The organism is Rubidibacter lacunae KORDI 51-2, assembly GCF_000473895.1.
Lineage (GTDB): Bacteria > Cyanobacteriota > Cyanobacteriia > Cyanobacteriales > Rubidibacteraceae > Rubidibacter > Rubidibacter lacunae.
In genome coordinates this window covers 42,870-67,334 of the sequence record NZ_ASSJ01000081.1, presented here as the reverse complement: position 1 = coordinate 67,334, position 24,465 = coordinate 42,870, and the positions used below count along the sequence as shown (strand labels likewise).

The 24,465-nt window shown below is 57.5% G+C and carries 14 protein-coding genes and 1 tRNA gene; 8 read left to right on the top strand and 7 right to left on the bottom strand.

The features are described 5' to 3' along the window. Positions 1 to 326: 326 nt before the first annotated feature. Entirely contained in the window at positions 327 to 1,772 is a 1,446-nt protein-coding gene (gene cysS, locus KR51_RS15205; RefSeq protein WP_022608985.1) for a cysteine--tRNA ligase, read from the bottom strand. 137 nt (positions 1,773 to 1,909) lie between these two features. Here cysS and KR51_RS15200 point away from each other — a divergent pair, with 137 nt between their 5' ends. Beyond that, the gene (locus KR51_RS15200) at positions 1,910 to 3,007 is read left to right on the top strand and encodes a CobW family GTP-binding protein (RefSeq protein ID WP_022608984.1); all 1,098 of its coding nucleotides are present in this window, start codon (positions 1,910 to 1,912) and stop codon (positions 3,005 to 3,007) included. Between the two features lie 394 nt (positions 3,008 to 3,401). On the opposite strand, the gene KR51_RS18935 is transcribed toward KR51_RS15200, so the two are convergent. Further along, entirely contained in the window at positions 3,402 to 3,917 is a 516-nt protein-coding gene (locus tag KR51_RS18935; protein ID WP_051358244.1) for an IS256 family transposase, read from the bottom strand. Positions 3,918 to 4,067: 150 nt separating this feature from the next. On the opposite strand from KR51_RS18935, the gene KR51_RS18930 reads away from it, so the two are divergent. The 4 genes from KR51_RS18930 (at position 4,068) to ndk (ending at position 10,148) form a co-directional block, all read left to right on the top strand. After that, on the top strand, positions 4,068 to 4,361 hold the full coding sequence (locus KR51_RS18930) for a hypothetical protein (RefSeq protein WP_051358243.1): 294 nt from the start codon (positions 4,068 to 4,070) through the stop codon (positions 4,359 to 4,361). Between the two features lie 327 nt (positions 4,362 to 4,688). Then, positions 4,689 to 6,194: an efflux RND transporter periplasmic adaptor subunit gene (locus KR51_RS15190; RefSeq protein WP_022608983.1), complete on the top strand. Its 1,506-nt coding sequence runs from the start codon at positions 4,689 to 4,691 to the stop codon at positions 6,192 to 6,194. A 74-nt stretch (positions 6,195 to 6,268) separates the two neighbouring features. After that, complete coding sequence (locus tag KR51_RS15185) at positions 6,269 to 9,451, top strand: efflux RND transporter permease subunit (RefSeq protein ID WP_022608981.1); 3,183 nt, start codon at positions 6,269 to 6,271, stop codon at positions 9,449 to 9,451. Between the two features lie 244 nt (positions 9,452 to 9,695). Continuing rightward, complete coding sequence (ndk, locus tag KR51_RS15180; RefSeq protein ID WP_022608980.1) at positions 9,696 to 10,148, top strand: nucleoside-diphosphate kinase; 453 nt, start codon at positions 9,696 to 9,698, stop codon at positions 10,146 to 10,148. 249 nt (positions 10,149 to 10,397) lie between these two features. On the opposite strand, the gene KR51_RS17735 is transcribed toward ndk, so the two are convergent. After that, entirely contained in the window at positions 10,398 to 12,650 is a 2,253-nt protein-coding gene (locus KR51_RS17735) for a WD40 repeat domain-containing serine/threonine-protein kinase (protein WP_022608979.1), read from the bottom strand. Between the two features lie 169 nt (positions 12,651 to 12,819). Here KR51_RS17735 and KR51_RS15170 point away from each other — a divergent pair, with 169 nt between their 5' ends. Then, the gene (locus KR51_RS15170; RefSeq protein WP_040656498.1) at positions 12,820 to 13,464 is read left to right on the top strand and encodes a bifunctional 4-hydroxy-2-oxoglutarate aldolase/2-dehydro-3-deoxy-phosphogluconate aldolase; all 645 of its coding nucleotides are present in this window, start codon (positions 12,820 to 12,822) and stop codon (positions 13,462 to 13,464) included. Between the two features lie 571 nt (positions 13,465 to 14,035). Here the strand turns inward: KR51_RS15170 and KR51_RS15165 are convergent. Then, positions 14,036 to 15,403, bottom strand: coding sequence for an ABC transporter substrate-binding protein (locus tag KR51_RS15165; protein WP_022608976.1), 1,368 nt, complete (start codon positions 15,401 to 15,403; stop codon positions 14,036 to 14,038). A 328-nt stretch (positions 15,404 to 15,731) separates the two neighbouring features. Further along, positions 15,732 to 15,820, bottom strand: a tRNA-Ser gene (locus KR51_RS15155). Positions 15,821 to 16,101: 281 nt separating this feature from the next. Here KR51_RS15155 and KR51_RS15150 point away from each other — a divergent pair. Next, positions 16,102 to 17,403 (top strand): glycosyltransferase family 4 protein, encoded by a 1,302-nt coding sequence (locus KR51_RS15150; RefSeq protein ID WP_022608975.1) that lies wholly within the window; start codon positions 16,102 to 16,104, stop codon positions 17,401 to 17,403. 1,308 nt (positions 17,404 to 18,711) lie between these two features. Here KR51_RS15150 and mnmA read toward each other — a convergent pair. Then, positions 18,712 to 19,794, bottom strand: a complete 1,083-nt coding sequence (mnmA, locus tag KR51_RS15140; protein WP_269634923.1) for a tRNA 2-thiouridine(34) synthase MnmA — start codon at positions 19,792 to 19,794, stop codon at positions 18,712 to 18,714. Between the two features lie 303 nt (positions 19,795 to 20,097). Between mnmA and KR51_RS17730 the strand changes: the two genes are divergently transcribed. Then, complete coding sequence (locus KR51_RS17730) at positions 20,098 to 20,901, top strand: SPOR domain-containing protein (RefSeq protein ID WP_022608971.1); 804 nt, start codon at positions 20,098 to 20,100, stop codon at positions 20,899 to 20,901. Between the two features lie 790 nt (positions 20,902 to 21,691). Here the strand turns inward: KR51_RS17730 and KR51_RS15125 are convergent. Then, positions 21,692 to 23,092: a hypothetical protein gene (locus tag KR51_RS15125; RefSeq protein WP_022608970.1), complete on the bottom strand. Its 1,401-nt coding sequence runs from the start codon at positions 23,090 to 23,092 to the stop codon at positions 21,692 to 21,694. Positions 23,093 to 24,465 lie beyond the last annotated feature (1,373 nt).

The window sequence follows — 24,465 nt, the reverse complement described above, 5'->3', positions numbered from 1 at the left end:
CCAAAACCGACCAGCTCCTCAACCAACTCCTGCAACATTACTTCGGTTCCGAGCAAATCCTGGGCGAGTAGGAGCTGCTCAAACAGCTCATCACCCGCTTGGTCGAACACGCCCGCGGCACATTGTCCGCCAAACTCAGCAAACAGCTGTAAATTCTCTCTTTAGAAGGTTACACGCGCCCCTAGCTCTTAGTCACATAGACCGAGGTTTCCGAGCAGAAACTTGTGACCCTACTTTTTGGACATTATTGGCGATCGCCCCTTCCTTGCTATCCGCTCCGACACCTTTATGCTGAAACCGCGCTGTTTTTAAAGCATCATCCGATATCAAGTGCGATGCCAATCCGTGACACCGCCAGGTTTGTCAATGAGAGTAATCCCTTGGGCTTGAAGCTCGTCGCGGATGAGATCGCTTTCAGCGAAGTGCTTGGCTTTCCGTGCCGCCGTCCGCTGGCGAATAAGTTCTTCGACTTCGGCATCGCTGGGACCGGAGGCGATCGCCGCTTCGGTTTCCGGTTGCGCCACCACCCCCAGAACGGAGGACAGCTCCACCAGCGATCGCCATTTCCCCTCTAGTTCAGCAGCGCGGACGGCCGTTTTTCCGTTGTGGACGATCAAATTGCCTGCCTTACGCAGTTCTTTCGCCAGCTCGAAGAGAATCGCCAAACCGTTGGTGAAATTAAAGTCGTCGTCTGCAGCAGCGATGAAGCGGGCTTCAGCATCGAGATCGCGTGCCTCGGTCGAACTCCAGCCCAGTCGATCGGCAAAGCGATCGCCGAATAGCAAACCGTCCTTGAGCGTTTCCCAGCCGTTCGCCGCTGCTTGCAGCCCTTCATCTGTAAAGTCGATCGGCTTGCGGTAATGGGCTTGCAGAATGAACAACCGCACCACCATCGGATCCGTTGGCTTGTCGAGCAAGTCGCGGATGGTAATGAAGTTCCCTAACGACTTCGACATTTTTTCGCCGCCGACCTTGACCATGCCGTTGTGCAACCAATACCGCGCTAGTGGCTTGCCGGTTGCCGCTTCCGATTGAGCGATCTCGTTCTCGTGGTGCGGGAAGATCAAATCGCCGCCGCCGGTGTGGATATCGATGGTGGAGCCCAGGCGATCGCGCACCATCGCAGAGCATTCAATGTGCCAGCCCGGTCGGCCCGCACCCCATGGTGACTCCCAAAACGGCTCGCCGGGCTTGGCCGCTTTCCACAGTGCGAAGTCAAGTGGGTCGCGTTTCTGCGATGTTGCGGCATCTCCAGCGTCCACGCGACCGCTCGCCCCCGCTTGCAGATTGTCTAAATCGCGTCCGGAGAGCTTGCCATAGTCGGAAAACTTGCGGACTGCATAATAGACGTCGCCGCCGGATGGATAAGCATACCCTTTGACCTGGAGGTCGCGCACCAAGCGCTGGATGCCGTCGATCGCGTCGGTGGCGCGCGGGTAAGCGTCGGCACGTTGCACGCCCAAGCGGTCCATATCTTCGAAGTATGCAGAGATGTAGCGATTGGAAATCTCCTGCATCGAGACGCCTTCCGTACGCGCCCGGTTGAGAATCTTATCGTCAATATCGGTAAAGTTTTGAACGTACTCCACTGCGAAGCCGCGCCAGCGCAAATACCGCCGCACCACATCCCAAATCGTGCAGGTGCGGGCGTGACCCAGATGGCACAAGTCGTATACCGTAATGCCGCAGCAATACATCCGCACCTTTCCGGGTTCGACGGTTTCAAAGGGTTCCGAACGGCGGGCGAGCGTATTGTAAACAGTCAGGGTCATCGTGCTGGCAACTCGCGAATCGAGGCGAGCATAATATAAACACTATTCAGAAGCAGGAAGTACGCACAGGCAGTTAGCCCTCGGCGAATTCCCGCTTCCGGACTCCATCTTAACTGTGACGCTCCCCAGGCACCGCCATGCAAACTCCTGACCTCCAGCCGACCGCCGCCGCACCGATGGACGCTCCCAAGCTCGGCTTGCCCGTCACGATCATCACGGGTTTCCTCGGCAGCGGTAAAACCACACTTCTCAACCACATCCTTAGCAACAATCAAGGTGTCAAAACTGCAGTCTTGGTCAATGAGTTCGGCGAAATTGGCATCGACAACGAGCTAATTATCGACACCGACAGCAGTGCAGGAATGGTGGAGTTGAGCAACGGCTGCATCTGCTGCACGATCAACAACGACCTTGTGGAGGCAATCTATCGCGTGCTGGAGCGCGAGGATAAAGTCGATTATCTAGTAGTAGAAACGACCGGTCTGGCCGACCCGCTGCCGGTGGCGCTGACTTTCCTGGGCACGGAGCTGCGCGACATGACGCGCCTCGACTCGATCGTGACGTTGGTGGATGCAGAGAACTTCAGCCTCGATCTCTTCAACAGCGAAGCGGCTAGCAGCCAGATCGCATACGGCGATATCATCCTGTTGAACAAGACTGACTTAGTGGACGAGCAGAAAATTGCGGATCTCGAAAAACGCATTCGCGATGTGAAGACAGGCGCCCGCATCATCCGCACTCGCAACTCGGAGGTGCCGCTGCCGCTGATCCTCAGTATCGGATTGTTCGAGTCGGACAAATATTTCAAACCCGACTGCGACCATGACGACCATCACCCTCACCACGACCATCATCACGATCATCGCCACGACCATCACAACCATCACGACCACAGCCACGATGGCTCGCATCATCTAGAAAACGACGGGTTCGTGTCTCTGTCGTTTGAAAGCGATCGCCCTTTTTCAATTCGCAAGTTCCAGTCTTTCCTGGACAACGAGCTGCCCGAAGCAGTGTTCCGTGCGAAGGGAATCTTGTGGTTTGACACGAGTCCCGATCGCCACGTCTTCCATCTCAGTGGCAAGCGTTTCTCCATCGAGGACTACAAGTGGAAGGGCAAGCAGAAGAACCAACTCGTGCTAATCGGTCAGGATCTAGACCTGCCGGAACTCCGCCATCAACTGGAGTTGTGCCTTGAGGTCCCGGCCCCAAATCGCGACAAAGGCTTCGGCTAAAGAGACTGCAGCGCGCGCGGCGAGCAGATCTATCTGCGCGTCTTCGCGATCGCTCCATGGCAAACCAGACTATCATTCGCGCATAACAGCAACGGAAAATTCACCACTGCGTTTAGTTGCCAGGACCAGAGTGTCACGTATTTTGTTTAAGCTTCGCTTTCAGTCCGCGAACCAGTTGAGGTACTCAATGGCAAAGCTCTCCAGCGCTGGCTTCCAGTTCCCAATCGGTCGCGTCCATTTCCTGCTGATGTGACCTAGCGTTAGGTACATCGGTTTCATTAACGCCTCCTCTGACGGCTACGCACCCTTCGTTTTCAGCACCTTCTGCAACGACCGGTTCAACGACTCAAGCGGGTTGGTCGAGTACATTACCGGTCGGATGTCCGGCGGGTAGTCAAACCGCGGGTAACCTGCTCCCACTCCCGCAGCCACTGCCCGCCGAGGTCGGATACGTCTCGTCCCATTTCTGCGCGAACCCCGTCAAGGCATCCTCCGCAGCTGACACCATCGGGGCACGGTAAATCGTCATCAGGTCACCGGCAACTTCCTTGCGGTGTTTCCAGTTCGTGTACTTCAGCGAGTTCCGCACCAGATGCCCGATGCACAATTGCACTCGTGCCTCGGGAAACGTGGCAGCGATGGCTTCGGGAAAGCCGGTCAGACCGTCCACGCCAGCAATGCAGATGCGCTGCACGCCCCGATTTTTCAGGTCTGTCAGCACCGACATCCAGAACTTCGCCCTGTCATCGGGCGCACTCCACATCCCGAGCAGTTCCTGGTACCCGTCGCGGTTAACTCCCAGCACCCGGTAGATGGCGGTCTGCTGCACTCCCCCGTCGCGGCGTACCTTCCCGGCAGCGCGTCGCGCCTGACGAAGGGGTAGACCAGAGCGGGCGGGCGGGCTTGCCATTGTTTCAGTTCCGGCAGGACGACGTCGGTGACTTGGCTAAGCAACACGTGGGAAATGTCAACCTTTAGAGGTCGTGAAGTTGGCCTTTAAAAACGCAGGTGTGACTCATCGGGGGGAGAGGGCGAGAATCTTCTCGTCGAGTCCGGAGAGGTGACACAGCCCCTTGGGCGCGAGCACGGCTTGAAACTCGTTGCAGCGGTCGCGGGGAATCTTCAAGTCGAGGCTGCCCCGATCGGTATGACCGTTTTATTGTGTAGATCCGTTGCGGCTGTCGCGGGCAGCGTCGGGGTTAGCACCAGCCTGGTCGAGATGGTGGGTCAACTAGCCCTGGAGGGCGCGGTCGACGAGTCAGGCAGTAAGCTGTTTAGCAGCCGGGACTTAACAGGGATTTCGACGGACCGGAATAATCCTGAAGGATTTCGTCAAGATGTTGGCCGGCTATAGAGAGTTCTTGCTTGCAGCGTGGCATGAGTGTCGGTCGGCTGATGGGTATGAGCTTTGACCGCCTACGCAAGTCACCCTTCTGCCCAACTAAAACTCTTTGCTACAGTCGGCGTAACTGGCGTTCGGACTCTGGTTGGCAAGTCCGTTGCAATCCTGTTAACCTTCCGGCGCGCTTACCGACATCAATTTTGCTTCAGATGGATACCAGCATCGTGTTCGATCGCTATTTACTAATATGAATCTCGGTTTCACCGCGCGCGGTCGATAATCGCCAACAGCGACCCAAAATTTTCTTAAGGAAATTTCTCCACCAGAGTCCGACGTGCTATGTCAACTCCCCACACCGATCGCGACTTGCAGCCCATAGAGCCATTGCCCGATGGCAACGGGCAGCAGCCAGTGCCCAACGAAAGCAGTAGCCGACCCTCCCTTTGGTTGTTACTCGTCCCCTTATTATTTCTGTTCGGTGGCGGCTTGCTCTGGCGCTTCATTTTCGCTCGCGGGGGCGGTCCGCCGATGATGGACGTTCCCGCCGTTCGCGTCAAGCTCGCCCCAGTTATTTCCCATACCGTGCGCGAGACATCGGAGTTCGTCGGGTTGCTCGAAGCAAGCGAGCGGGTGAACTTGAGTCCGCGCATCGAAGGTCGCGTCGTCGAAATTCTCGTCAACGAAGGCGATCGCGTTAGTGCCGGGACGCCGATTATCCAGCTGCGTCCCGATCGCAACCAAGCCGAGGTCGACGCCGCGATCGCGAACGCGAGCATCCAGCAGTCGGCGCTCAATGGCGCGCAAGCCGAAGTGCGCGTTGTCGAGGCGAACGTTGCCAGCCGCCAAGCAGAGGTGCGGCGTGCAGAGGCTAACGTTCGCCGCCGCGAAGCCGACTTGGATTTAGCACAGATCAACTACGACCGTGTCGTCCCGTTAGTCAGTGAAGGCGCGCAGGCGCGTCAGGCACTTGACGAGCGCACCAGCGAACTCGAAAGCGCCCGTGCCGAATACGAAGCATCTCTTGAAACCCTCTCGGTTGCCCGGAATACCCTTGCTGCAACCGAACAGCAGTCGATCGCCACTCGCACGAACGTCAGCCAACGCCAAGCTGCGCTCGATCAAGCTCGTGCCGACATCAACGCCTTGCGCGAGGACCTTGAGTACAATCGTATTGTCACGCCCATCGACGGGATTGTCGGCGATATCCCCGTTGAAATTGGCGATTACGTAGAGGCGGGCGACGAACTCACGACCATCACGCAAAACGATCGCCTCGACTTCAAGATTGCCGTTCCCGTCGAGCGCGCCCTCGACTTGAGGCTGGGGTTACCCGTAGAGTTGCGCTTGGGCGATAGTGACGAACCCGTTGCCTCTGGCAAAATCGAGTTCATCTCCCCCAAGGTAGACGAAAGCTCCCAATCGATCCTCGTTGAGGCGCGGTTTGCCAACCCCGGCGGCAAGTTTCGTGACGAGCAGTTTGCCCGCGCGCGCATTGTGTGGAACGCTCGCGATGGCGTCCTGGTCCCGACTTCGGCTATTGCCCGCCTCGGCGGACAGGCATTTGTCTTTACGGCCGAAAGCGGCGACGGTTGTACCGCTCCCAAAGGTCCATCGGCTGGTGGTAGAGCACCGGGTGGAGCAGCGGGCAGTCCGCCATCCGACGCACCGGTCGCGCGCCAGCGTCCGGTCGAACTCGGCGGTCTCCAAGGCAACAATTACCAGGTGCTCTCGGGACTCGAAGCTGGTGAAACCCTAATCGTGTCCGGTATCGTCAAACTCACCGACTGCGCGGCGATCGCGCCGCAACCCGACACCGCCGCCGGCCCCGTGCCTCCCGGGCGGTAGCTGTAACCTCGTCAGTCAGGCTCCGCACTGTCGATCCTCGCCCGCCTTAGGAACGCACGTCCTGCTCAGCTCCCATGTTTATCGAATATTTCATCAAGCGGCCGGTACTGACCTCAGTTTGCGCGATCTTGATTCTACTGGTTGGCGTCATTACCATCCCGACGCTGCCCGTAGCGCAGTATCCCCAGATCAGTCCCAAACAGGTTCAAGTCACTGCCACCTATATCGGTGCCGACGCCGTCACCGTCGAAAACGCCGTCACGACCGTCCTGGAACGAGAAATCAACGGGGTCGATGGCATGCGCTATATGACCTCGTCGAGCAGTAACGATGGCGTTAGCTCGATTACCGTAACCTTCGACGCATCGAGCGACCAGAACATCGCTGCGGTAGACGTGCAAAACCGCGTGTCGATCGCCGAGCCGCAGCTGCCGGAGGCAGTGTTGCAAACGGGCGTGTCGGTGAGCAAAGAGTCCAGCGGACCGCCGCTGCTTGCGTTTGGATTGTTTAGCGAGTCGGGCACCTACAACGACGTCTTTCTGAGCAACTACGCAGATTTATATCTGGTCGATGCCCTACAGCGGGTTCCTGGGGTCGGGAATGTGGCTATCTTTGGCGAGCGTAAATATGCCATGCGCTTGTGGCTCGACCCAGGTCGCCTGGCCAGTCGCGGGCTGACGGCATCGGATGTCGCCGATGCTTTGCTCGAGCAGAATATTCAGGTTGGTGTCGGGCGCATCGGACAGCCGCCGATTCCGGACGACCAGGAGTTTCAGATCGGCCTGCGCGCGGTCAGTCGCCTAAAAAGCATAGAAGAATTCGAGAACCTGGTGCTGGCTGCATCAGCAGACGGCACGCTTGTCAAGCTGCGCGATGTGGGTCGCGCCGAACTGGGAGCTGAAAATTACAATACTTTTTTGCGCTTCCGCGGTATCGAGGCAGTGGGTTTGGGCATTTATCAGGTTCCCGGTAGCAACGCCTTGCAGGTCGCGCGCGGGATCAAGCAGCGGATGCGCGAGCTGTCGGAAGAATTTCCGGCAGGGATGACCTACGATATCGGCTTCGACACGACGGACTTCGTAGAGCAGTCGCTGACGCAGGTTATCGCGACCCTTTTCCAAGCCGTCGGGTTGGTGGTGCTGGTGATCTTCGTGTTTTTGCAAGATTGGCGTACGACGCTGATTCCAGCGATTACGATCCCGGTAGCGCTGCTCGGCACGTTTGCGTTTGTCAAGCTGTTCGGCTTTTCGATCAACAGCCTGACTCTGTTCGGATTGACGTTGGCAACGGGGATGGTTGTCGACGACGCAATCGTGGTGGTAGAAGACATCTCCACGAAGATTCAGAAGCTGGGGATGACGCCGAGGCAGGCGGCGATCGAGTCCATGAGGGAACTGTTCGGGGCGGTGATCGCTACGTCGCTAGTGCTCATGGCAGTGTTCGTCCCGGTGGCGTTTTTCCCGGGCACGACCGGCGCGCTGTACCGGCAGTTTGCCCTCACGATCGCCTTCGCGATCGGCTTATCCACGTTCAACGCCGTGACGCTGACACCAACGCTGTCGGCACTACTATTGCGAAGCAGTCCGCCAGTCGGCGGCTGGGTGGGGCGCATTTTCGGAGCCTTTAATCATGCCCTCGATAGCTTCCGCAGGCGCTATCGCAGCATGTTGGAGTCCTTCTCGCATCTCAAGTCATTTCTCGTCGGGGTCTTCATCGTGCTGTTAGCGGCAACGGCTTGGATGTATGCCCAGGTGCCGAGCGCTTTTCTCCCCGAGGAAGATCAAGGTTACATAATCACGATCGTGGGTGGACCGGCAGGGTCGTCCTTAAGCTACACCAGCCAAGTGATGCGTCAGATCGAGGAGATATACCTACCGATTCCCGAAGTGCGCGCCACTTTCGCCGTCGGCGGTTTCGGTTTTAGTGGGAGCGTTGCCAACAGCGGCATCGTATTTACGACACTGGAGCCGTGGTCGGAGCGCACTGGACATGGACAGTCGGCGTCGGAAATCATCGAACGCGTGCGCGAGCAGCTCGCAAACATTCCCGAGGCGAACGTTCTCCCGCTCAACCCGCCGACAATTCAAGGCTTGGGGAGCTTCGGCGGCTTTACCTTCCAACTTCAGGACCAGCAGGGCAGCTTCGCGCTCGGCGAACTCGTGCAGTATATGGGTCAGATGCTCGGTGCGGCCAATCAGCATCCCGACCTGCAGGCAGTTTTCAGCACCTATTCGGCGAATACGCCGCAGATGTTGGTAGAGGTCGATCGCGATCGGGCCAAAGCACTGGACGTAGATGTCGATGACATCTTCGAGACGTTGCAAAGCTACCTCGGCTCGCGCTACGTCAACGACTTCACGCTGGCACGGCGAACCTACCGAGTTTACATCCAAGCGGACGAACCCTTCCGCGACAATCCCAACGCCATCGAACAGTTCTACGTGCGTTCGAACCGCGATGAGCTGATTCCGTTGGGCAACTTGGTGACGCTGACGCCGACAACCGGCGCGCAGAGTATCAATCACTACAACGTCTTGCGGTCGATCGAAATTAATGGTAAGCCCGCTCCCGGTGCGAGCTCCGGTCAGGCGATCGCAGCGATGGAGCAGGTGGCTGCAGAGGTGCTGCCGCAGGGGTTGGGCTACGAATGGTCGGGCCAATCACGGGAGGAAATCCAGTCGGGCGGGCAAGCGCCGCTGATCTTCGGTTTGGGATTGCTACTGGTGTTCTTGGTGCTAGCAGCTCAGTACGAGAGCTACATCGATCCGGCAGTAATCATGATCGCAGTGCCGCTGGCCGTACTCGGAGCACTGGTGGCGCTCTCCCTGAGGGGCTTCCCTAACGACGTGTACGGTCAAATCGGGTTGGTAATGCTGATTGGCTTAGCGAGTAAGAACTCGATTCTGATCGTCGAATTTGCCAATCAGTTGCACGAACAAGGACTAAGCATTTCGCGAGCGGCGATCGAGGCAGCCGAGCAGCGCCTGCGCCCGATTTTGATGACAGCGATTTCGACCTTGAGCAGTATCTTCCCGCTAGTCGTGGCCACCGGTGCCGGTGCCGGCAGCCGTCAATCGTTAGGAACGGCCGTCTTCGGCGGGATGTTTGCCGCAACCTTCTTAAGTTTAGGCTTAGTGCCGGTGCTGTACATCATCATTAAGACTTTAGCCGAGCGGGCTTTAAACAAGTTCGATCGCAATCGAATGCCGCCGCACGCGCTGCCCGAATCAAACCGTCCCACAGTCGGCGTAGATTAAGTTCGAGCTGGGGGTGCAATCGACTTGGGAGTCACGGCAAGTGGCGATCGCCCGGCCCGCAGCGTACCGCGTCCGCTAACGGAGCAGTCTGTTAGTTTAGAGCGATCCTGCCGCTGCCTTGCCACGGGGACGGCTAGCAGCAGGATCGACTGGATTTGCGAGATCGGAGCGGGTGGTCGAGGCGCTTTGTTGATACTCTGGGTTGTTGTAAGTCGAGTAGCGAATTGGCAGCAAGGAGCGACTTTTGGAACGCACGTTTATTATGGTCAAGCCCGATGGAGTCCAGCGCGGACTGGTCGGCGAAGTCATCCAGCGTCTGGAGTGCAAAGGCTTCACCCTCGTCGGTCTCAAGCAATTGACGGTCTCGCGCGAGCTTGCCGAGTCCCACTACGCCGTCCATAAAGAGCGGCCTTTCTTCAAAAGTTTGGTCGAATTTATCACGTCCGGTCCGGTCGTCGCGAGCGTTTGGGAAGGAGACGGTGTCGTTGCCTCTGCTCGCAAGCTTATCGGCGCGACGAACCCTCTGACCGCCGAACCAGGCACGATTCGCGGCGACTTCGGTGTAAGCATCGGGCGCAATCTCATTCACGGCTCCGATGCCATCGAAACCGCCCAAAGCGAAGTTGCCCTCTGGTTCGAGGACGGCGAACTGTCTAGCTGGAAGCCAAGCATTACCCCTTGGATCTACGAAGATTAGCCCGCGCGAGGCTACCCAATAGAGGGTACACAAATAGCAGAGGCTACTCATATAGCAGTGAGTAGCTTATTCGGTCACTTCAAGCCTGCAACGGCAGTGGATTTGGACTTCAATTCTGGAGATCGTCCTGACCAACCTTTCCGTTGCTATAGGAAGCTACCAGTGGCTCTTATGCCCGAATGATGCTTGCCGCTCCGGGCACCGCGCTCGCCTCGGAGCGGCAAGCGTATTTGCAACCGATCGGGGAGCTTACCGGATGCGCCAGACGCGAATAGTGCCATCGGCGCTGCCGCTGGCTAGGCGCGTGCCATCAGCACTCAGGGCAACGGCTCGAACCCAAGCATTGCTGCCGAGCGCGCGGTTGCTCCCTTTACTCTCAACAGCACCGCTGCTCGGAACGGCTAGTAACATTCCTGTTGCCAGATCCCAGACGCGCAGCGCTCCATCGTCGCCGCTAGTTACAAACCAAGTCCCGTCCGGGGCGATCGCGAGGGCCGTAACGTCGTCGGCATGTGCTCGTCGAGACCAGCGCCGTTCGCCCGTCCGCAAGTCCCAAACTGCCACTGTATCGTCGCGGCTGCCGCTGACCAACCAGCGTCCGTCCGGCGCGATCGCGATCGTGCTGACATCATCGCCGTGGTCGAACTGAAACAGGCGGTCTCGTTCCCAATCGTGCCAGTCCCACACGCGCACGCTATTGTCGTCGCTAGCACTGGCAAAACAACGGCACTGTGAGGCGATCGAGAGGGCGTTAACATCAAATGCGTGCAGTTCGCGCGTCGCCAGGCGTTCGCCGCCGAGCACGTCCCACACGAACGCTCGGTTGTCGTCGCCCGCGCTCAGCAGGCGCGTGCCGGAGGGGTCGAAGGCTAAGGCACGCACCCATTGGCGGTGCTCCGCACTGCCGTAACGCAGCCGACCGGAGGCGCGCTCCCACACCTGCAAATTTTGCCCGCCGCTGGCAACGATCCGGCCGTCCGGGGCGATCGCGACCGTATTGATATCCCGTCCGGGCGCGGTTAGCACGGCGCGGTGCCGGCCGCTCTCGAGGTCCCACAAGCGCACCGTGCCGTCCCAACTCCCGCTTACCAGCAGTTCGCTATCCGGCACGAACGCCAAAGCACTTACAAGATCGTCATGGGCGCTAAAGGCTTGCTCGATTGCAAAGGTCCGCGCGAATTCACCTTGGGAAACAGTAGGAATTGCCGGTGTAGCATCTGCAACGGGTGCGCTCGCGGTTCGACGCTCCCAAGCTAGCGTGCCGATCAGAGCTACTAGCGTTGCGGTCAGCGCGAGCGCGCCGGCAGTCAGCCAGCGCAGCCGGCGTAGTTGGACGGCCAGCCGCGCGGCAAGGTTGTCGCAGGCAGCAACAGCACCAGAGGCAATATCGGGAGGAATATCAGGGGCACTATATGGAGCGAGGGCAGCACCGCGGAGATTTTTTGAGCACGCTGACAAAGGTTTGCCGGCCGAGCCGACTGCAGTCAAGAGCATTTGCAGGAGACGGGTGTTGCGGCGATCCCGCTCGGGCCATGTTGGGTCAGAAGCTCCCCCATTGACAGCATCGCGAGCAGGCGGGCGGTCGAGATCGATCTCATGAGCAGGCAGCGTATCCGGCTCGATGCCGTTGGGGCGTTCTAGTAGCTCGATCGCGTGTTGCGGCCGGTCCTCTGGAAACGGCGCGATCGCGTCGTCGATCGGATTGGCAAAAGCAGCAGCATCCAACTGCGGGACGCAATCGCGCCAGCGGAGGCTCCTGCGTCGGGCTTCAGGCAGTACGTCAGGCGGTTGGCCGGCGAACAAAAAGATGATCGTCCGCCCGAGCAGGAAATAGTCGGATTGGGGAACGGCTCTGACGTTAGCTTTTTCGGTCGGCGTGTAACCGGGCGTAAGAATCCCCGTTATGCGCCGTCCAGCGGCTTTGCCCAAATAGGTCTGAGTAAGCTCGCGGTCAGTGCCGAAGCCGATCGAGACATGCTGAGCGGTTGGAAGCAGGATAATATTGGGCGGTTTGATGCCGCGATGTAAATATTGCTTGGAGGGAGCGGCGTGGAGAATTGCTGTCGACTGTTGCAGCCACCGTTGGGCGGAGCGTTGCGAGCTCGGTCTCATAATGTGCCGGATTGCATAGCACTCAAGTTCGGCGCCCTCGATTTTCTCCATCTCTAAACAATGCATATCGGGCAAGTCGTTGCCGTGAGCATAAATGAAGTAACCGTCGGGGTCGAGACGCGGTAAGCCAGGATGCTGCAGTTGCTGCAGGACGCGTGCTTCCTGCTCGAATAGCTGCAAGGCTATAGGCGTCCTATCATGCAGGACTTTCAGAACGCGTGCGGTGCCACGGTGGCCAATCGCATACACCGAGCCGCAGCCGGCACGACCGAGCAAGCGTTGGAGGCGATCGCGCCCTGTCAACAGCAGCGACGCGCGGCAGGTCAGGCACAACGACTGCTCGGTCGGATTGTCCGGCTGCAAGCATTGCGGATTGATGCAATGGCCCATCGTTAGCTCGAAGGAAGGCGTTTCCTATATATCCCGTTTATATAACCCGTAGTATAAGCAACAGCTCAACAGTGAAAGCATGCTGTAAGCCGACAAGCGTGTGATTTGCCACGTCGGTGCCAACCGCATGAAGAACGTCGCTCTCTCAAGGCTCCTGCTCGTCACCGCCATGACCGAATCCTGCTGGCTGAACACCCTCCGCGCGCGGCGCGCGATCGCGGTCGTGCGAACGGCCGACGTAGCACTGTGCTGCCAGCAAGCGCGGGCGGCCGCCCGTGGCGGACTGCGCCTCCTGGAAATTGCCTGGACGGGTGCGGAGACTGCCGAGTCGATCGCCTGCCTGCGTGCGGAATTGCCCGATTGCATCGTGGGCACCGGCACGATTATGACAACCGCCCAACTCGACGCTGCGATCTCGGCTGGGGCAGAATTTGCGTTTGCTCCCCACGCGGACCCGGATATGATTGCGGCTGCCCTTGCTGCCGAGATTCCGATTGTGCCAGGCGCACTGACGCCGACGGAAATCGTGGCCGCCTGGCAAGCAGGTGCTAGCTGTGTGAAGGTATTTCCGGTGCAAGCAGTGGGTGGCAGTCAGTACGTGAGCAGCCTACAAGGTCCGCTCGGTTACATCCCACTAATCCCGACCGGAGGTATCACCCTTGATAATGCCCGAGCATTTCTCGCTGCCGGCGCGATCGCGATCGGCCTGTCCGGGCAGTTATTTTCACCAGCCGCCGTTGCCGCCCGCGACTGGGACGCAATCGCTACGCGGGCGGCTGCCCTGCAGCACAACTTGAGACCCTGGCTTGCATGAAGGGCTGCAACGCGAAATGGCAGCTAACTGCCTACCTAGAGGGCAAACGATTTACCGCACCCGACTCCTACGATTGTTGGCACTGCCACCGGACGGCGGATACGCGATGCGTCAAGCCACGCCCCACCGCGCTTCTGTACTTTCTGCTACAATCGGATTGTTAAGAAATCTTAAGAAGGTCTGTTAGGCCTGACATAGGGGATTTTCTTGACGTTAGACGACAACATGGGACTTCTGAATCGGCGCAATGCGCCGATTTTTTTGGGTGTGCCGCACGGACATAGTGGTGCAGGTGCAGAAGGTACAACGTGCCTTGCGCCTTAACCAGCAAGAGCATCACACTTCAGGACTACTTTTTTGAACGCCAGGCGATGTTCGCCCGATGATTGGCAAGCCGATACCGACTTGGAGGGCGTTCGCGACTCGCTAGTGCTTCTCCCGTCACAGATCGACAGACCGAGTTTGAGAACAACTAACTAACTGCTTGCGAACAGCCACACGATATGGCGTCGGACGGCTGTTCGCAAAGGGGCAAGGGCGATTGCTCCATCGCTCCAGTTCTGAGTGCTGGCTAGCTACCCGGGTTCACAGTGCCAATCGTCTCCAGGGAGCCGTCTTCGCTCACCGTCCAGACATCATACGCGCCGACTGTGTCGCCGTTATCGTCGAGTTCGATGTCGCCACTGGCACCTTGATAGTTAATCTCTTCGCCATTACGCAGTAGCTCCATAGCCTCGCAGACGTCGCTCACCTCTTGACCCGGCTCATTTGCCACGGCCTGCAGGTTGGCTTGGATACCCGGACCCGTGTTCTCACCTGCGGCTTGTGCAGCCAGCATCAATAGTATTGCAGCATCCCAGGAGTGCGGGACAAATGCCGTTAGCTCCTTACCCGTATCCTCGGCCCAGAGTGTCGTCAGGCTCTCCAGCGCTTGACCGTCGGCTCCGGGTACCGTTCCCAACACCTCGATGTCGCCCCCGAGCACAGATGAGCCGCCCGCCCCCTTTCCGACTGATTTCACAAAATCCGGAGAATATACGCCATCCGTCAACAAGACTGTAATGTCTTTAGTCAAACCTTGCTCGAAGGCTGACTTCAGCAACAGGCTGCCAGTCTCTGCGTATAACACGCCCAGAACTGCTTCTGGCGCTTCGCCGAAGGCCGCCGCTGCTTCCGTATCGAAGGTCGTTGCTTTCGGATCGTAGCGAACGGGGCTGTCGCTGTTGACCACTTCGCCACCAGCTTCCTGGAAGGACTCGACGAACACCTGCTCGAAGCCGACACCGTAGTCGTTGTTGATCGCGACCGTGGCTGCCGTTTCGAAACCGCGCTCGCTGGCCAATTTTGCTAGTGCTGCTGCTTGATAGGTATCCGGCGGGGCGGTACGCGCCCAATAGCCATTGAATTCGCCAGCTTCCGCGCGCTGGCTGAAGACCGGGCTGGTGCTGCCGGGTGAAATAAACAGGACTTCGTTCCGCACGGCCGTATCTACTGCGGCACTGGAGACGCTGCTAGCAAATGCTCCGACGACACCGGCCACCTTATCGACTTCGACGAGTTTGGACATGGCTGCCGCACCGGCGTTTGGGTCCGTCTGGCTGTCTTCCTGGATGAGGATGACTTCCTGACCGTTGACGCCACCACAGGCATTGATCGTTTTGACTGCAAGGTCGACCGCGATCGGCATGTTTTGCCCGATGGATGCCAAATCGCCCGTAGTCGGGAGCAGCGAACCGAGCTTGAGCGGCTCGCTGTCTGAGCTGTCGCCTCCCTCGTCGGCAGAAGCATTTGCTTCAGGGGTTTCGGTGCTACCTGCTTCGGGCTCGCTATCCGTTGGAGTATTGGTCTGGCAGGCTGCTGCCAAGAGCCCTGCCGACAGCGCGATCGCAGCTGCAGAGAAGGCAGCTGGGGGCTTTGACGAGAGGAAAAATCGAGTCATAGGTTGGTTTGCTCCCTAAATAAGCGTTTATTGTTTTTCAAAGTACTCGCAAGCTCGACTAGAAATCGAATTTGGTAGTCCTTAAGCGTGGTGCTCTTGCAGGGTTTGGAAGGAGCAGGACACTTGCGGTTTCTGCACCTACGCCACCCGAACTGTGCAGAACTACCCGAATTCTACCTGAATCTTTTAAATTGCTGCGACAGAGTGTTTCTGTTCGTCAAAAGCATCCTTGTCGATCGCGCAGGCGCACTAAAAAAAGCGCGCGGCAGGGAAGCGCGCGCGGGAAATTCCGATCGGGCAATCTGAGTTTGAGAACCAGGCAGAAGAACGGAGAGGGAGGGATTCGAACCCTCGATGGAGTTTAAACCCCATAACTCCTTAGCAGGGAGCCGCTTTCAACCGCTCAGCCACCTCTCCACAGAGTCGTAGAATCGTATTGTACTCAAATCTGCCTCGACCGTCGAGCGGAAAACGCGAGCGTGGCAAAAATTTGCCCTACAATTCTGCCCTACAATAATTCGTGCATCGTGCAGTAACCGATCGCGGCATTAAACCTCCGGTCTGAAGAGCGGCGGGTCGACCGGGCAAGCTCGATTCAGTTTGGGTACAGTCGCTGCGGATACGCTTGCGGGTCTAAAGTTCAATCAACTGCCGCTGCCGCGTCGTCGACACGTTGAGAGAGCCAATTCCCAAGTTCCATGACGATTGCATCGACTCGACCTCCCATTGCCCCCCATGTCGCACTGATTTCGGTACACGGCGATCCTGCTGCGGCGATTGGTGGTGAGGAAGCGGGCGGTCAAAACGTTTACGTCCGCCAAGTCGGCGAGTCACTAGCGGCCCGCGGCTGGCAAGTCGATCTGTTCACGCGACGCGCGACGCAGGATGCCAAAGCAGTTGTCGAGCACGGCCCGAGCTGTCGAACGATCCGACTGCCGGCCGGACCGCCTTGCTTTATTCCGCGCCAGGAAATCTTCACCCACGCCGGCGAGTTTGTGGCAGCGCTGCAGCAATACGCCCGGCGCGAAGGCCGCCGCTACGCCCTACTCCACTCCAACTATTGGATTTCCGGTTGGGTCGGCTTGCAGCTTAAGCACGCCGACCGCATGCCGCTGGTGCATACTTACCATTCGCTCGGTGCGGTGAAGTATCGGTCTGTGAGCGAACCGCCGCATACGACCCAGCAGCGCTTGGAGATCGAGCGCGATTGCTTGGAACAGTCAAATTGCGCGATCGCTACGAGTCCGCAAGAGCGCGACGACTTGCGATCGCTGGTCTCGGAGCGCGGTCGCATCGAGATCGTTCCTTGCGGCACGGATGTGCGCCGTTTCGGTTCGATTTCCCGCCTGGATGCGCGCGCGCACCTCGGCATCGACCCGGCTGCGAAGGTGATATTTTATGTCGGGCGCTTTGATCGGCGTAAGGGGATCGAGACCTTGGTGCGGGCGGTCCGAGCCTCGGAGTCTTTCGGGCACATTCCGCTGCGGGCAATTATCGGCGGCGGGTTCCATCCGGGTCAGGCGGACGGCCGCGAGCGCGAGCGTCTGGGAGCACTTGCTTGCGAGCTGGGGTTGGAGGACACCCTAGAATTTTCCGGCCGCATCTCCGACGCCGATCTACCGGCTTACTACGCAGCAGCCGATGTTTGCGTCGTGCCAAGTCATTACGAACCGTTCGGGTTGGTCGCGATCGAAGCCATGGCATGTGGGACGCCGGTCATTGCCAGCAACGTGGGCGGTCTAAAGTTCACTGTCGCTCACGAAGAAACCGGGCTGCTAGTCCCGCCTCAAGACGCGACCGGGTTTGCGATCGCGCTCGATCGTGTGCTGGGCAATCCTGATTGGCGCGATCGCTTGGGAGCAGCCGGACGGCAGCGAGTGCAAGCGGAGTTCAGTTGGGATGGGGTCGCCGATCGGTTGAGCGCTTTGTACGAGCGGGTTATCGCCGAGTCATCGGCTTCCGACCTGACGGTTTCCCCGGCATCGGCCGGTCGAATGTAAAGCCTCAGATAAGGTGGCTACGGGTGCGGGCAACCTTCTGGAGAAGAAAATCAAGCTGCAAGTGACCCAATGCTCGGAGTGCCTCTTAACCCCTGCGAACCACGCTCAACTCCATTTACATTGGCAGCAATCGCTTCCTCCTATCGCAACACACCGCAGACCAGCTCCAGACCCTCGAAGGGAACGAGCAGCCTGTGCCCGCCAAAGACCAACAGACTGTTCTTCCCCAACTGAGATTTTTTCTCGCGGCAACTCCGCAGGCAACCGCCGGCTACCCCGGACAGGTGATAGGCATCTTTAGATCTTTGACCCTCACCATCGAGCCAGCCCAAGGCCTGCAACTCAAGCCCCGCAGCCAACTGAGCCCGCTGCTCGGGCGCTGTTGCCTGGGCGTGAGCGCTCTGTTTCCTTCCAGGCGGTGGCGGCGGACATCGAACTACTCGCTGGTTGCCCGGTCAGCACCCATACTCAACACCGCTTGGTCCATCACCAGTCGTTTCCAGCACCCGAGTCTCAAGATTCTTGTGGTAAGCGGTGCACGACGATGAAGAACCCAGCAAAGAAAACCGCGACCTGCCTAGCCTGGATTATTCACGAAGATTTTTCGAAGCCTCAAACCCTTGCTCTGACTAAGCTCCAATCTGCGTGTATAGAAACGCACTGTCATTGAGCGAAAAAGTCTGCAAGCCTTGCAAGGCAATAGGTTTAGGGTCTCCGCATAAGAGTTCATGAATAATCCAGGCTAGCCTGACTAGACGAAAAGATGCTCTCCGTCTGCACACCAGCAACCCGACGCGGGATACCTAAGCCCAGCTTCAGGAGCTAGGCAGTGCCGATTCACTATTGGTAGGCAGACCAGGCTCGATTTGCTATGGAGAATCCAGATTTGTATTTGGAATTAGGTTTACTCGATTACACAAAAATCTTGATAATCCCTTCGCCATTGTGTTTCACAATTGGATTGCAAAATTCCAGCGTTTCCTTCAAGCTGGAGAATCACAGTGGAGCATTCTGGCATTTCATCCACCAATACAACAGTGAAATCCGTGCGCAGTTCCATCTTTGTTCATGACTACTAAACCAATATGGGGGTGTAAATTACCCGGCGATCGTTCAGCCAAAATTTCCTGTAAGCCATGTCATGACCTAGCTGCAGCCCACCACTAATTATAGATTTCTAGGCTGCTCCCAGCTCGACACTATATGCCGGCTCTTAAAGCCCCAGGTACGTCGAGATTTTGCCAGCGGCGAGCGCTCAAAACAGCTTCCTTGCAGCTCGACCAACATGTCTTGCTGGATTGACGAGCCTCAGTTCGGCCGCTCGATGAGTCCGCCGCCGAGTAGCACGTCGCCATCATAGGCAACGGCCGCTTGACCGGGTGTGATGCCAAACTGCGGTTCGTCAAACACCAGCTTGATGCGACCACCTTCCAGCGGCACCAATACCGCTTCCACAGGTGGCGTGCGGTAGCGGACCTGGACCTGCGCTCGCAGCGGGGTCGATGGTTCTGGAATCGACACCCAGTTCAAATAGCCCATAGTGCAGTCCGGGCGGCTAGCACTGCTGCGATCGCCCACGATCACGCGATTTCGCGGTGGGTCGAGCGCAACCACGTAAAGCGGTTCGGGCGCCGCGATGCCCAACCCCTTGCGCTGGCCGACGGTGTAGTGATGGATGCCGGTGTGACGGCCGAGCACCTTACCGTCGAGATCGACAATTTCGCCTTCCTGCTGGCCTATGTAGCGATCGAGAAACTGCTGCATGGAGCCATGAGCTTCGATCAAACACAGATCCTGGCTTTCGGGCTTATCGGCCGTGCTGAGACCGTACTGCCGCGCCAGGCGCCGCGTTGCATCCTTATCATGCTCGCCGAGCGGGAACAGCGAACCCGCAAGCATCTCCTGGGACAGGTCGTACAGGAAATACGACTGATCCTTACGCCGATCGCGAGCCCGGAGGAGTTGGTAGCGCTCGCGATCGGCATCGTAGAGAATGCGCGCGTAATGGCCCGTGGCAATGCGATCTACCCCAAAATGCTCGCGAGCGTAATGCAACATCGGACCAAATTTTACCGTCTTATTGCATCGCGAGCAGGGTAGCGGGGTCGTCCCGCTTCCGTATCCTGAAACGAGGTAATCAATGATTGCGTTCTGAAAGAGGTCGCGGCTGTCGACGATGTGATGGGGAATGCCTAACTGTTCGCAGATAGAGGCAGCATCCACCATGCCTTCCGAGCAGCACTGACCCTTGCCCTTCATCAACCAAAGCGTGAGTCCGATCGCGTCGTAGCCCTGGTGATGAAGGACAGCAGCGGCGGTGGAGCTGTCTACGCCGCCCGACAGTCCGACGACGATTTTCTTACTGCTCATGGATCGCGTGCGCGTTTCTATTCGTCTCGATAACCATCTCGCAATGTCTTTCTGGACGCCCGTGCGAAGTGTTTACTTCCCTCAGGCTAGCATTCGGGAGCTCAGCCCCTGCCCCCCTGACCGCCTCGGGTTCTCCGGTCGCCTCCCGCTGTCGCGCCCGCTTCCGGGTTGCACTTCTCGCATATCCATTGCCAGTTCGCCCCCTAATGGTTCCGCTGGTTTGATTGGATGGATCGCAGCAACCGACTCAACCCGCACCGTCCATTCGCAGGTAAAACACCTGCCCGTTTGCCGAAAACCCATCTATTACGCAGACCAAGAACAATGACCCGTCACCCTCGTTTGCAGCCGGCTCGTTTCCTGTTCCCAAGCCCGACAGCGGTGCTCGCCTGCGCGATCGCTGTCGTCGGTAGCATCCTGACATCGGCCTCCCCTGCCGGCGCACAGCTCCCGCCACCGCCGCCACCCGATGGCGGGTTCACCTTCGAGCCGCCGCCCGCTTCGCCGGGTACCCCAAGTTATGGCACGCCAACTCCGGCACCAGCACCGACGACGCGAGCAGGGATTTACCGAGTGCAGGTGCCGGCCAACGACTCGCAAATGCTGTGGCGCGTCCAGGCAGTCGTCCCCAATGCCTTCGTGCGCAAAGGGGAAGGAATTATTCAAGCCGGATTGTTTTCCGAGTCCGTGAACGCGCTGCAGCTCGCTCAAGATCTCAGCGTTATGGGCGTAGCCGCACAGATCGTGCCGCTAAACGGTGCGCCGCCGATTGCCAGCACCCCCTTCGAGTCGGGCTTGACGCCCCCCGGTCAGTTACCGGCTCCGCCAGTACCATCCCAGCCCGGCACCTCGCCGGTTGCCATCGCGCCTGAAGAAACCGCCCGGTTCAATCCTATTGAAGGCCGCATGTTCTTTGTGACCGTTTCCGCATCGCCTGAAGAAGTGGAGACTGTTGCCGCCGCCGTGCAAGCAGCCGGTGCATTTCCCTGTACGGTGCAGTCGCGGGAACTCGATGGCGAAAAGGTAGTGACTGTGGGTCCGTTTCCATCGCGGTCGGTGGCACGTGCCTGGCGGGGAGAATTACGCGATGCCGGTTTGGACGCCGAGATCGATAAAATCGACATTTAGCGTGACGACTGCGCGTCCTGCAACGGCTAGCAATAGCAACGGAAAGGTTGGTCGGGACGATCTCCAGAATGGAAGTCTATTAGCAATAGCAACGGAAAGGTTGGTCGGGACGATCTCCAGAATGGAAGTCTATGTATCGTCATTGCAGACTTGAAGTGTCCGAATGAGATTCTCAACTGCTTTTAGCAAACACGAGCTCGTAGCAATCTAGCGGGATTAAAGGTTGAGTAAGATGCTAGCGATCGCGCATCCGATTGCGGCGCTCCGAAACGTCAACCAAATGATTCGGACGTAAAAGAATTAGAGACAGTCGCGCCGAGAGCGCTACAGGGCACCAGAAAAATTGCCGGAATGTGGCGTACCGGCGGTTGAAAGCCCGTGCTGCCGTGACGATCTTGGGTCTTGAGCGAATTAATCGAGGTGCCCTACGGATAAAGTCGGTGTATGAGCGATCTGCTGAGCTGTCCTCATCGCCCGTGAGATCCCACAGCTGGCGGCGAGAGAGCCCGCCTAAAGCTGACTAAGGGGTGCGGTGCGGTGCGGTCCGAAGGGTTTGAGTTCGACGAGTTACCGGCGCGCAGCCTTCCAATACGACGTGATGCAATCGGGACGCAGTCCGGGTAAAGCGATCTACATCACTTGCCTTGCGCGGGTCTTGGCAAACGTTACATTTTTACAGTGGAGGACTTGTTGGGGTAGAAGGCTAGAGTCGTATAGAAAGGATTATTGAGCAGCAGAGATCCCTGCGCTTGGGCTAGCTACTGCTATGGACAAGCCCGCCGTTCCACGGCTACGTGCCCAATTCATCCGTTGCAGGAGCTTCCGACTGCACCCCGTCGCTCGCTTCCGGGCGATCGCATCTGACTGAATCGTTCATTTCGAAGGCATCCGCAGAGAGGTTACCCGAACTTTGGTTCGAGCGAACTTCACCTCCGCGGATAGGCGCAGCGATTCCGCTAGGAACCGCACTGTTTTTGATACCTTGCGAGACGATCTGGAGGAGACGTCTCGGCATCAGAGATGCCAGCTCTACATGATATCCGGCATCGAGCCAAGCTAGTTCGCTATTAGCAAGCTCTTTACGAACCGTTTCCGTCAAGCGCTGCGCCGATTCTGCAGCAGCAGATGATTTGCGGATCGTGAAGTGACCGCGTTTGAATATCTGCCTGGGCAGCAATCCCAAGTCATAAATGATGAAGGAGGTATCGGAAAACCACGTTAGGTTGCTGCAAAGACTTGGAACGTACTTAACTCCATTACCGCTAGCATCGTGCAAAACGAAAACGCTTAGTTCCGACATGCATTTAAGATCGAGAATCGCCTCTTTCACCGACGCAGGAGGTTGCAAGAGTTCCTCCGCAGAAAGACCAATAACCGCGCAATTAAAATCACGGCAGATGCCGTTAGCAATCAACAAATGGGCGGTATCTGGAGAATCGCAAATGACGACGCGAGTGCAATGTACGGGCAGGTTAACGATCGCCTCGTTTCCGCCTGGGGGTAGGAGCTTTTCGCAACCGTAGCCGGCTTCTTGCCAGCGTTCGAGCCACTCGGCAAGGTTGGTTGCATCCACGTCCGGTGACTGATGAAACAAGCGCGCTCGCCGCAGGTTCCAGATCCCCGATCCGAGCCCGATCGCACCGATAATCCCACAGGTAATTTTGATAAGGAGAGCAGGAGCAAGAAGGGCAACTAGCAAGAGCGCACTGCCTGAGAGCAAAAGAGCAGCCGCCCCGCCTTGTCGGACGGCATGGTTGGTCCGCTCGGGAGAAAAGCTGAGGCGAATGCCAACGCGCAGAATGCGATAAAAAACGTTCAAAAGAATGCAACTGGCGATCGCGATCGCGATCGCGAACCAAAACAAGCGATCGACTGTAAAGATGAAGATGCCAAATGCTAACAACAAGCCAGCCGCACCAACCGCCAGCGTGCCGACCGAAGCCAAGATGCTCGTGCCAGCAAAGACTGGGAATTGCCTGGATTTGAGGCGTTTTTCGAGGACATAGGCGAGTTGCTCGCGCGTGAAGAAAAACCGATCGCCGTCCGAGAGTAACGTCAGGCTACTGGCGAAGAAGCGATCGCTAAACTGTCCGCGTCCGGGATCGCGTTCACGAGGATTGAAAACGGTCAAGCGCTGCTTGCGTTGATGGTATTGACCTTGAGGCTCGGTTCGCTCTTCTTTGGTATTCATCGCACCACACTAAAGACACTTCATGCTTAATCCTGCTCGCAATAAATCTAACCGGACAGCACGAGGCGGAAGTCTACTCGCTCGCAGATGAGTTTGTCACTCCGGTCGGTATCTAAAAAACTTCCGTCCGGGGGGGGCGATGCAGAAAATGCGGTGACATAGCTTAGCCCTCCAGCACCAACATCTAAAACGGACAGTATACCCCCATCTCTGAGGGTAGGCAGCAACCAATGGCGACCTAGCCTGGATTATTCACGAAGATTTTGAAGAAGCCTCAAACCCTTGCTCTGACTAGGCTCCAATCTACGTGTATAGAAACGCACTGTCATTGAGCGAAAAAGTCTGCAAGCCTTGCACGGCAAAAGGTTTAGGGTCTCCGCATAAGAGTTCATGAATAATCCAGGCTAGACAATCTCGCGAATACATCGTGTTGTCGCAGACATCGGTGGAATGCAACCCCGGCGATCGCGTCAAAGTTCAGTTTTCACAGCAGCCCCCGTGGACAGACGTTATGGAAAGATCGGTCACGGTGGCATCGACTCCAACAATTTGCTCGTTGTTCTGCCATTTTGCGGCATCGACGTTAGCCAGCAACGAACCACGGCCCCCGATCTCCTGCGAGCAAGTTAGGAGACAGTCGGTTGGGGCAAGCGGAGGCGCGACCACAATTGAATCGGACGGACGTTGCTATCTCTTCGGCAAACTGCGTGTGTTTTATATAATCTCCGACTACTGCGGGAGAGCACGGCATGTTTTCTGGAGGCAAAACCAGTCGTTCCGGCTGTTTTCCGCTCCAGCTATTTTGTATAGCTATGGCCCGCCCGTTCTGTGCAGTCAGCGAAAGACCAGTTACGGCAATGATAGTCTTGGGTGTCTTCTCAATCTGGAGGAATAATTGAAGTGTCAGGGCTCTGCCCAGAGGATATCACAAATACGCTTTTTCGCATGAGGAGCAAGCCATAATCGACGACAGCATGCAAACCCAATTCGATGCCACCAGACAATGGAGCTGAGTCAGTAAGATCGAAGCTCCAGGAACTCCTGCTGTTCTAATAAGGGACCTCTATAGATTGCGGGAATTTAGTGTATTGGCTACTGAAATGCCTAGGCTGCTGTGCTGAACTTCGATCTTGAGCGAATTAATCGAGGTGCCCAATAGCTTTTTGATTAAAGGTTTGTTTCAACGTTTGGCTTCCTGGGAACGATGCCAGCTATTATTCGTGCAATAGTCCTTGCTTGTTTACTATGCACCGCGGTTTAAGGGAACTTCTGGAACCAGTTTTCTCGCGATCGCTGCACATGGCTGCTAGTGCCGGTATGCAAGTGTAGAAATTCCTCGTTGCGTTTCGCTAATCGAGGAAGTCATAGTTGCA

What these genes read in the sequence shown, in the direction of transcription:
- KR51_RS18935 (WP_051358244.1), bottom strand. Translation starts at nt 3,917, where the DNA reads ATGGCAAGCCCGCCCGCCCGCTCTGGTCTACCCCTTCGTCAGGCGCGA.
- cysS (WP_022608985.1), bottom strand. Translation starts at nt 1,772, where the DNA reads ATGACCCTGACTGTTTACAATACGCTCGCCCGCCGTTCGGAACCCTTT.
- KR51_RS15125 (WP_022608970.1), bottom strand. Translation starts at nt 23,092, where the DNA reads ATGAATACCAAAGAAGAGCGAACCGAGCCTCAAGGTCAATACCATCAA.
- KR51_RS15190 (WP_022608983.1), top strand. Translation starts at nt 4,689, where the DNA reads ATGTCAACTCCCCACACCGATCGCGACTTGCAGCCCATAGAGCCATTG.
- KR51_RS15185 (WP_022608981.1), top strand. Translation starts at nt 6,269, where the DNA reads ATGTTTATCGAATATTTCATCAAGCGGCCGGTACTGACCTCAGTTTGC.
- KR51_RS17735 (WP_022608979.1), bottom strand. Translation starts at nt 12,650, where the DNA reads ATGGGCCATTGCATCAATCCGCAATGCTTGCAGCCGGACAATCCGACC.
- KR51_RS17730 (WP_022608971.1), top strand. Translation starts at nt 20,098, where the DNA reads ATGACCCGTCACCCTCGTTTGCAGCCGGCTCGTTTCCTGTTCCCAAGC.
- KR51_RS15150 (WP_022608975.1), top strand. Translation starts at nt 16,102, where the DNA reads ATGACGATTGCATCGACTCGACCTCCCATTGCCCCCCATGTCGCACTG.
- KR51_RS15170 (WP_040656498.1), top strand. Translation starts at nt 12,820, where the DNA reads ATGACCGAATCCTGCTGGCTGAACACCCTCCGCGCGCGGCGCGCGATC.
- KR51_RS15165 (WP_022608976.1), bottom strand. Translation starts at nt 15,403, where the DNA reads ATGACTCGATTTTTCCTCTCGTCAAAGCCCCCAGCTGCCTTCTCTGCA.
- KR51_RS15200 (WP_022608984.1), top strand. Translation starts at nt 1,910, where the DNA reads ATGCAAACTCCTGACCTCCAGCCGACCGCCGCCGCACCGATGGACGCT.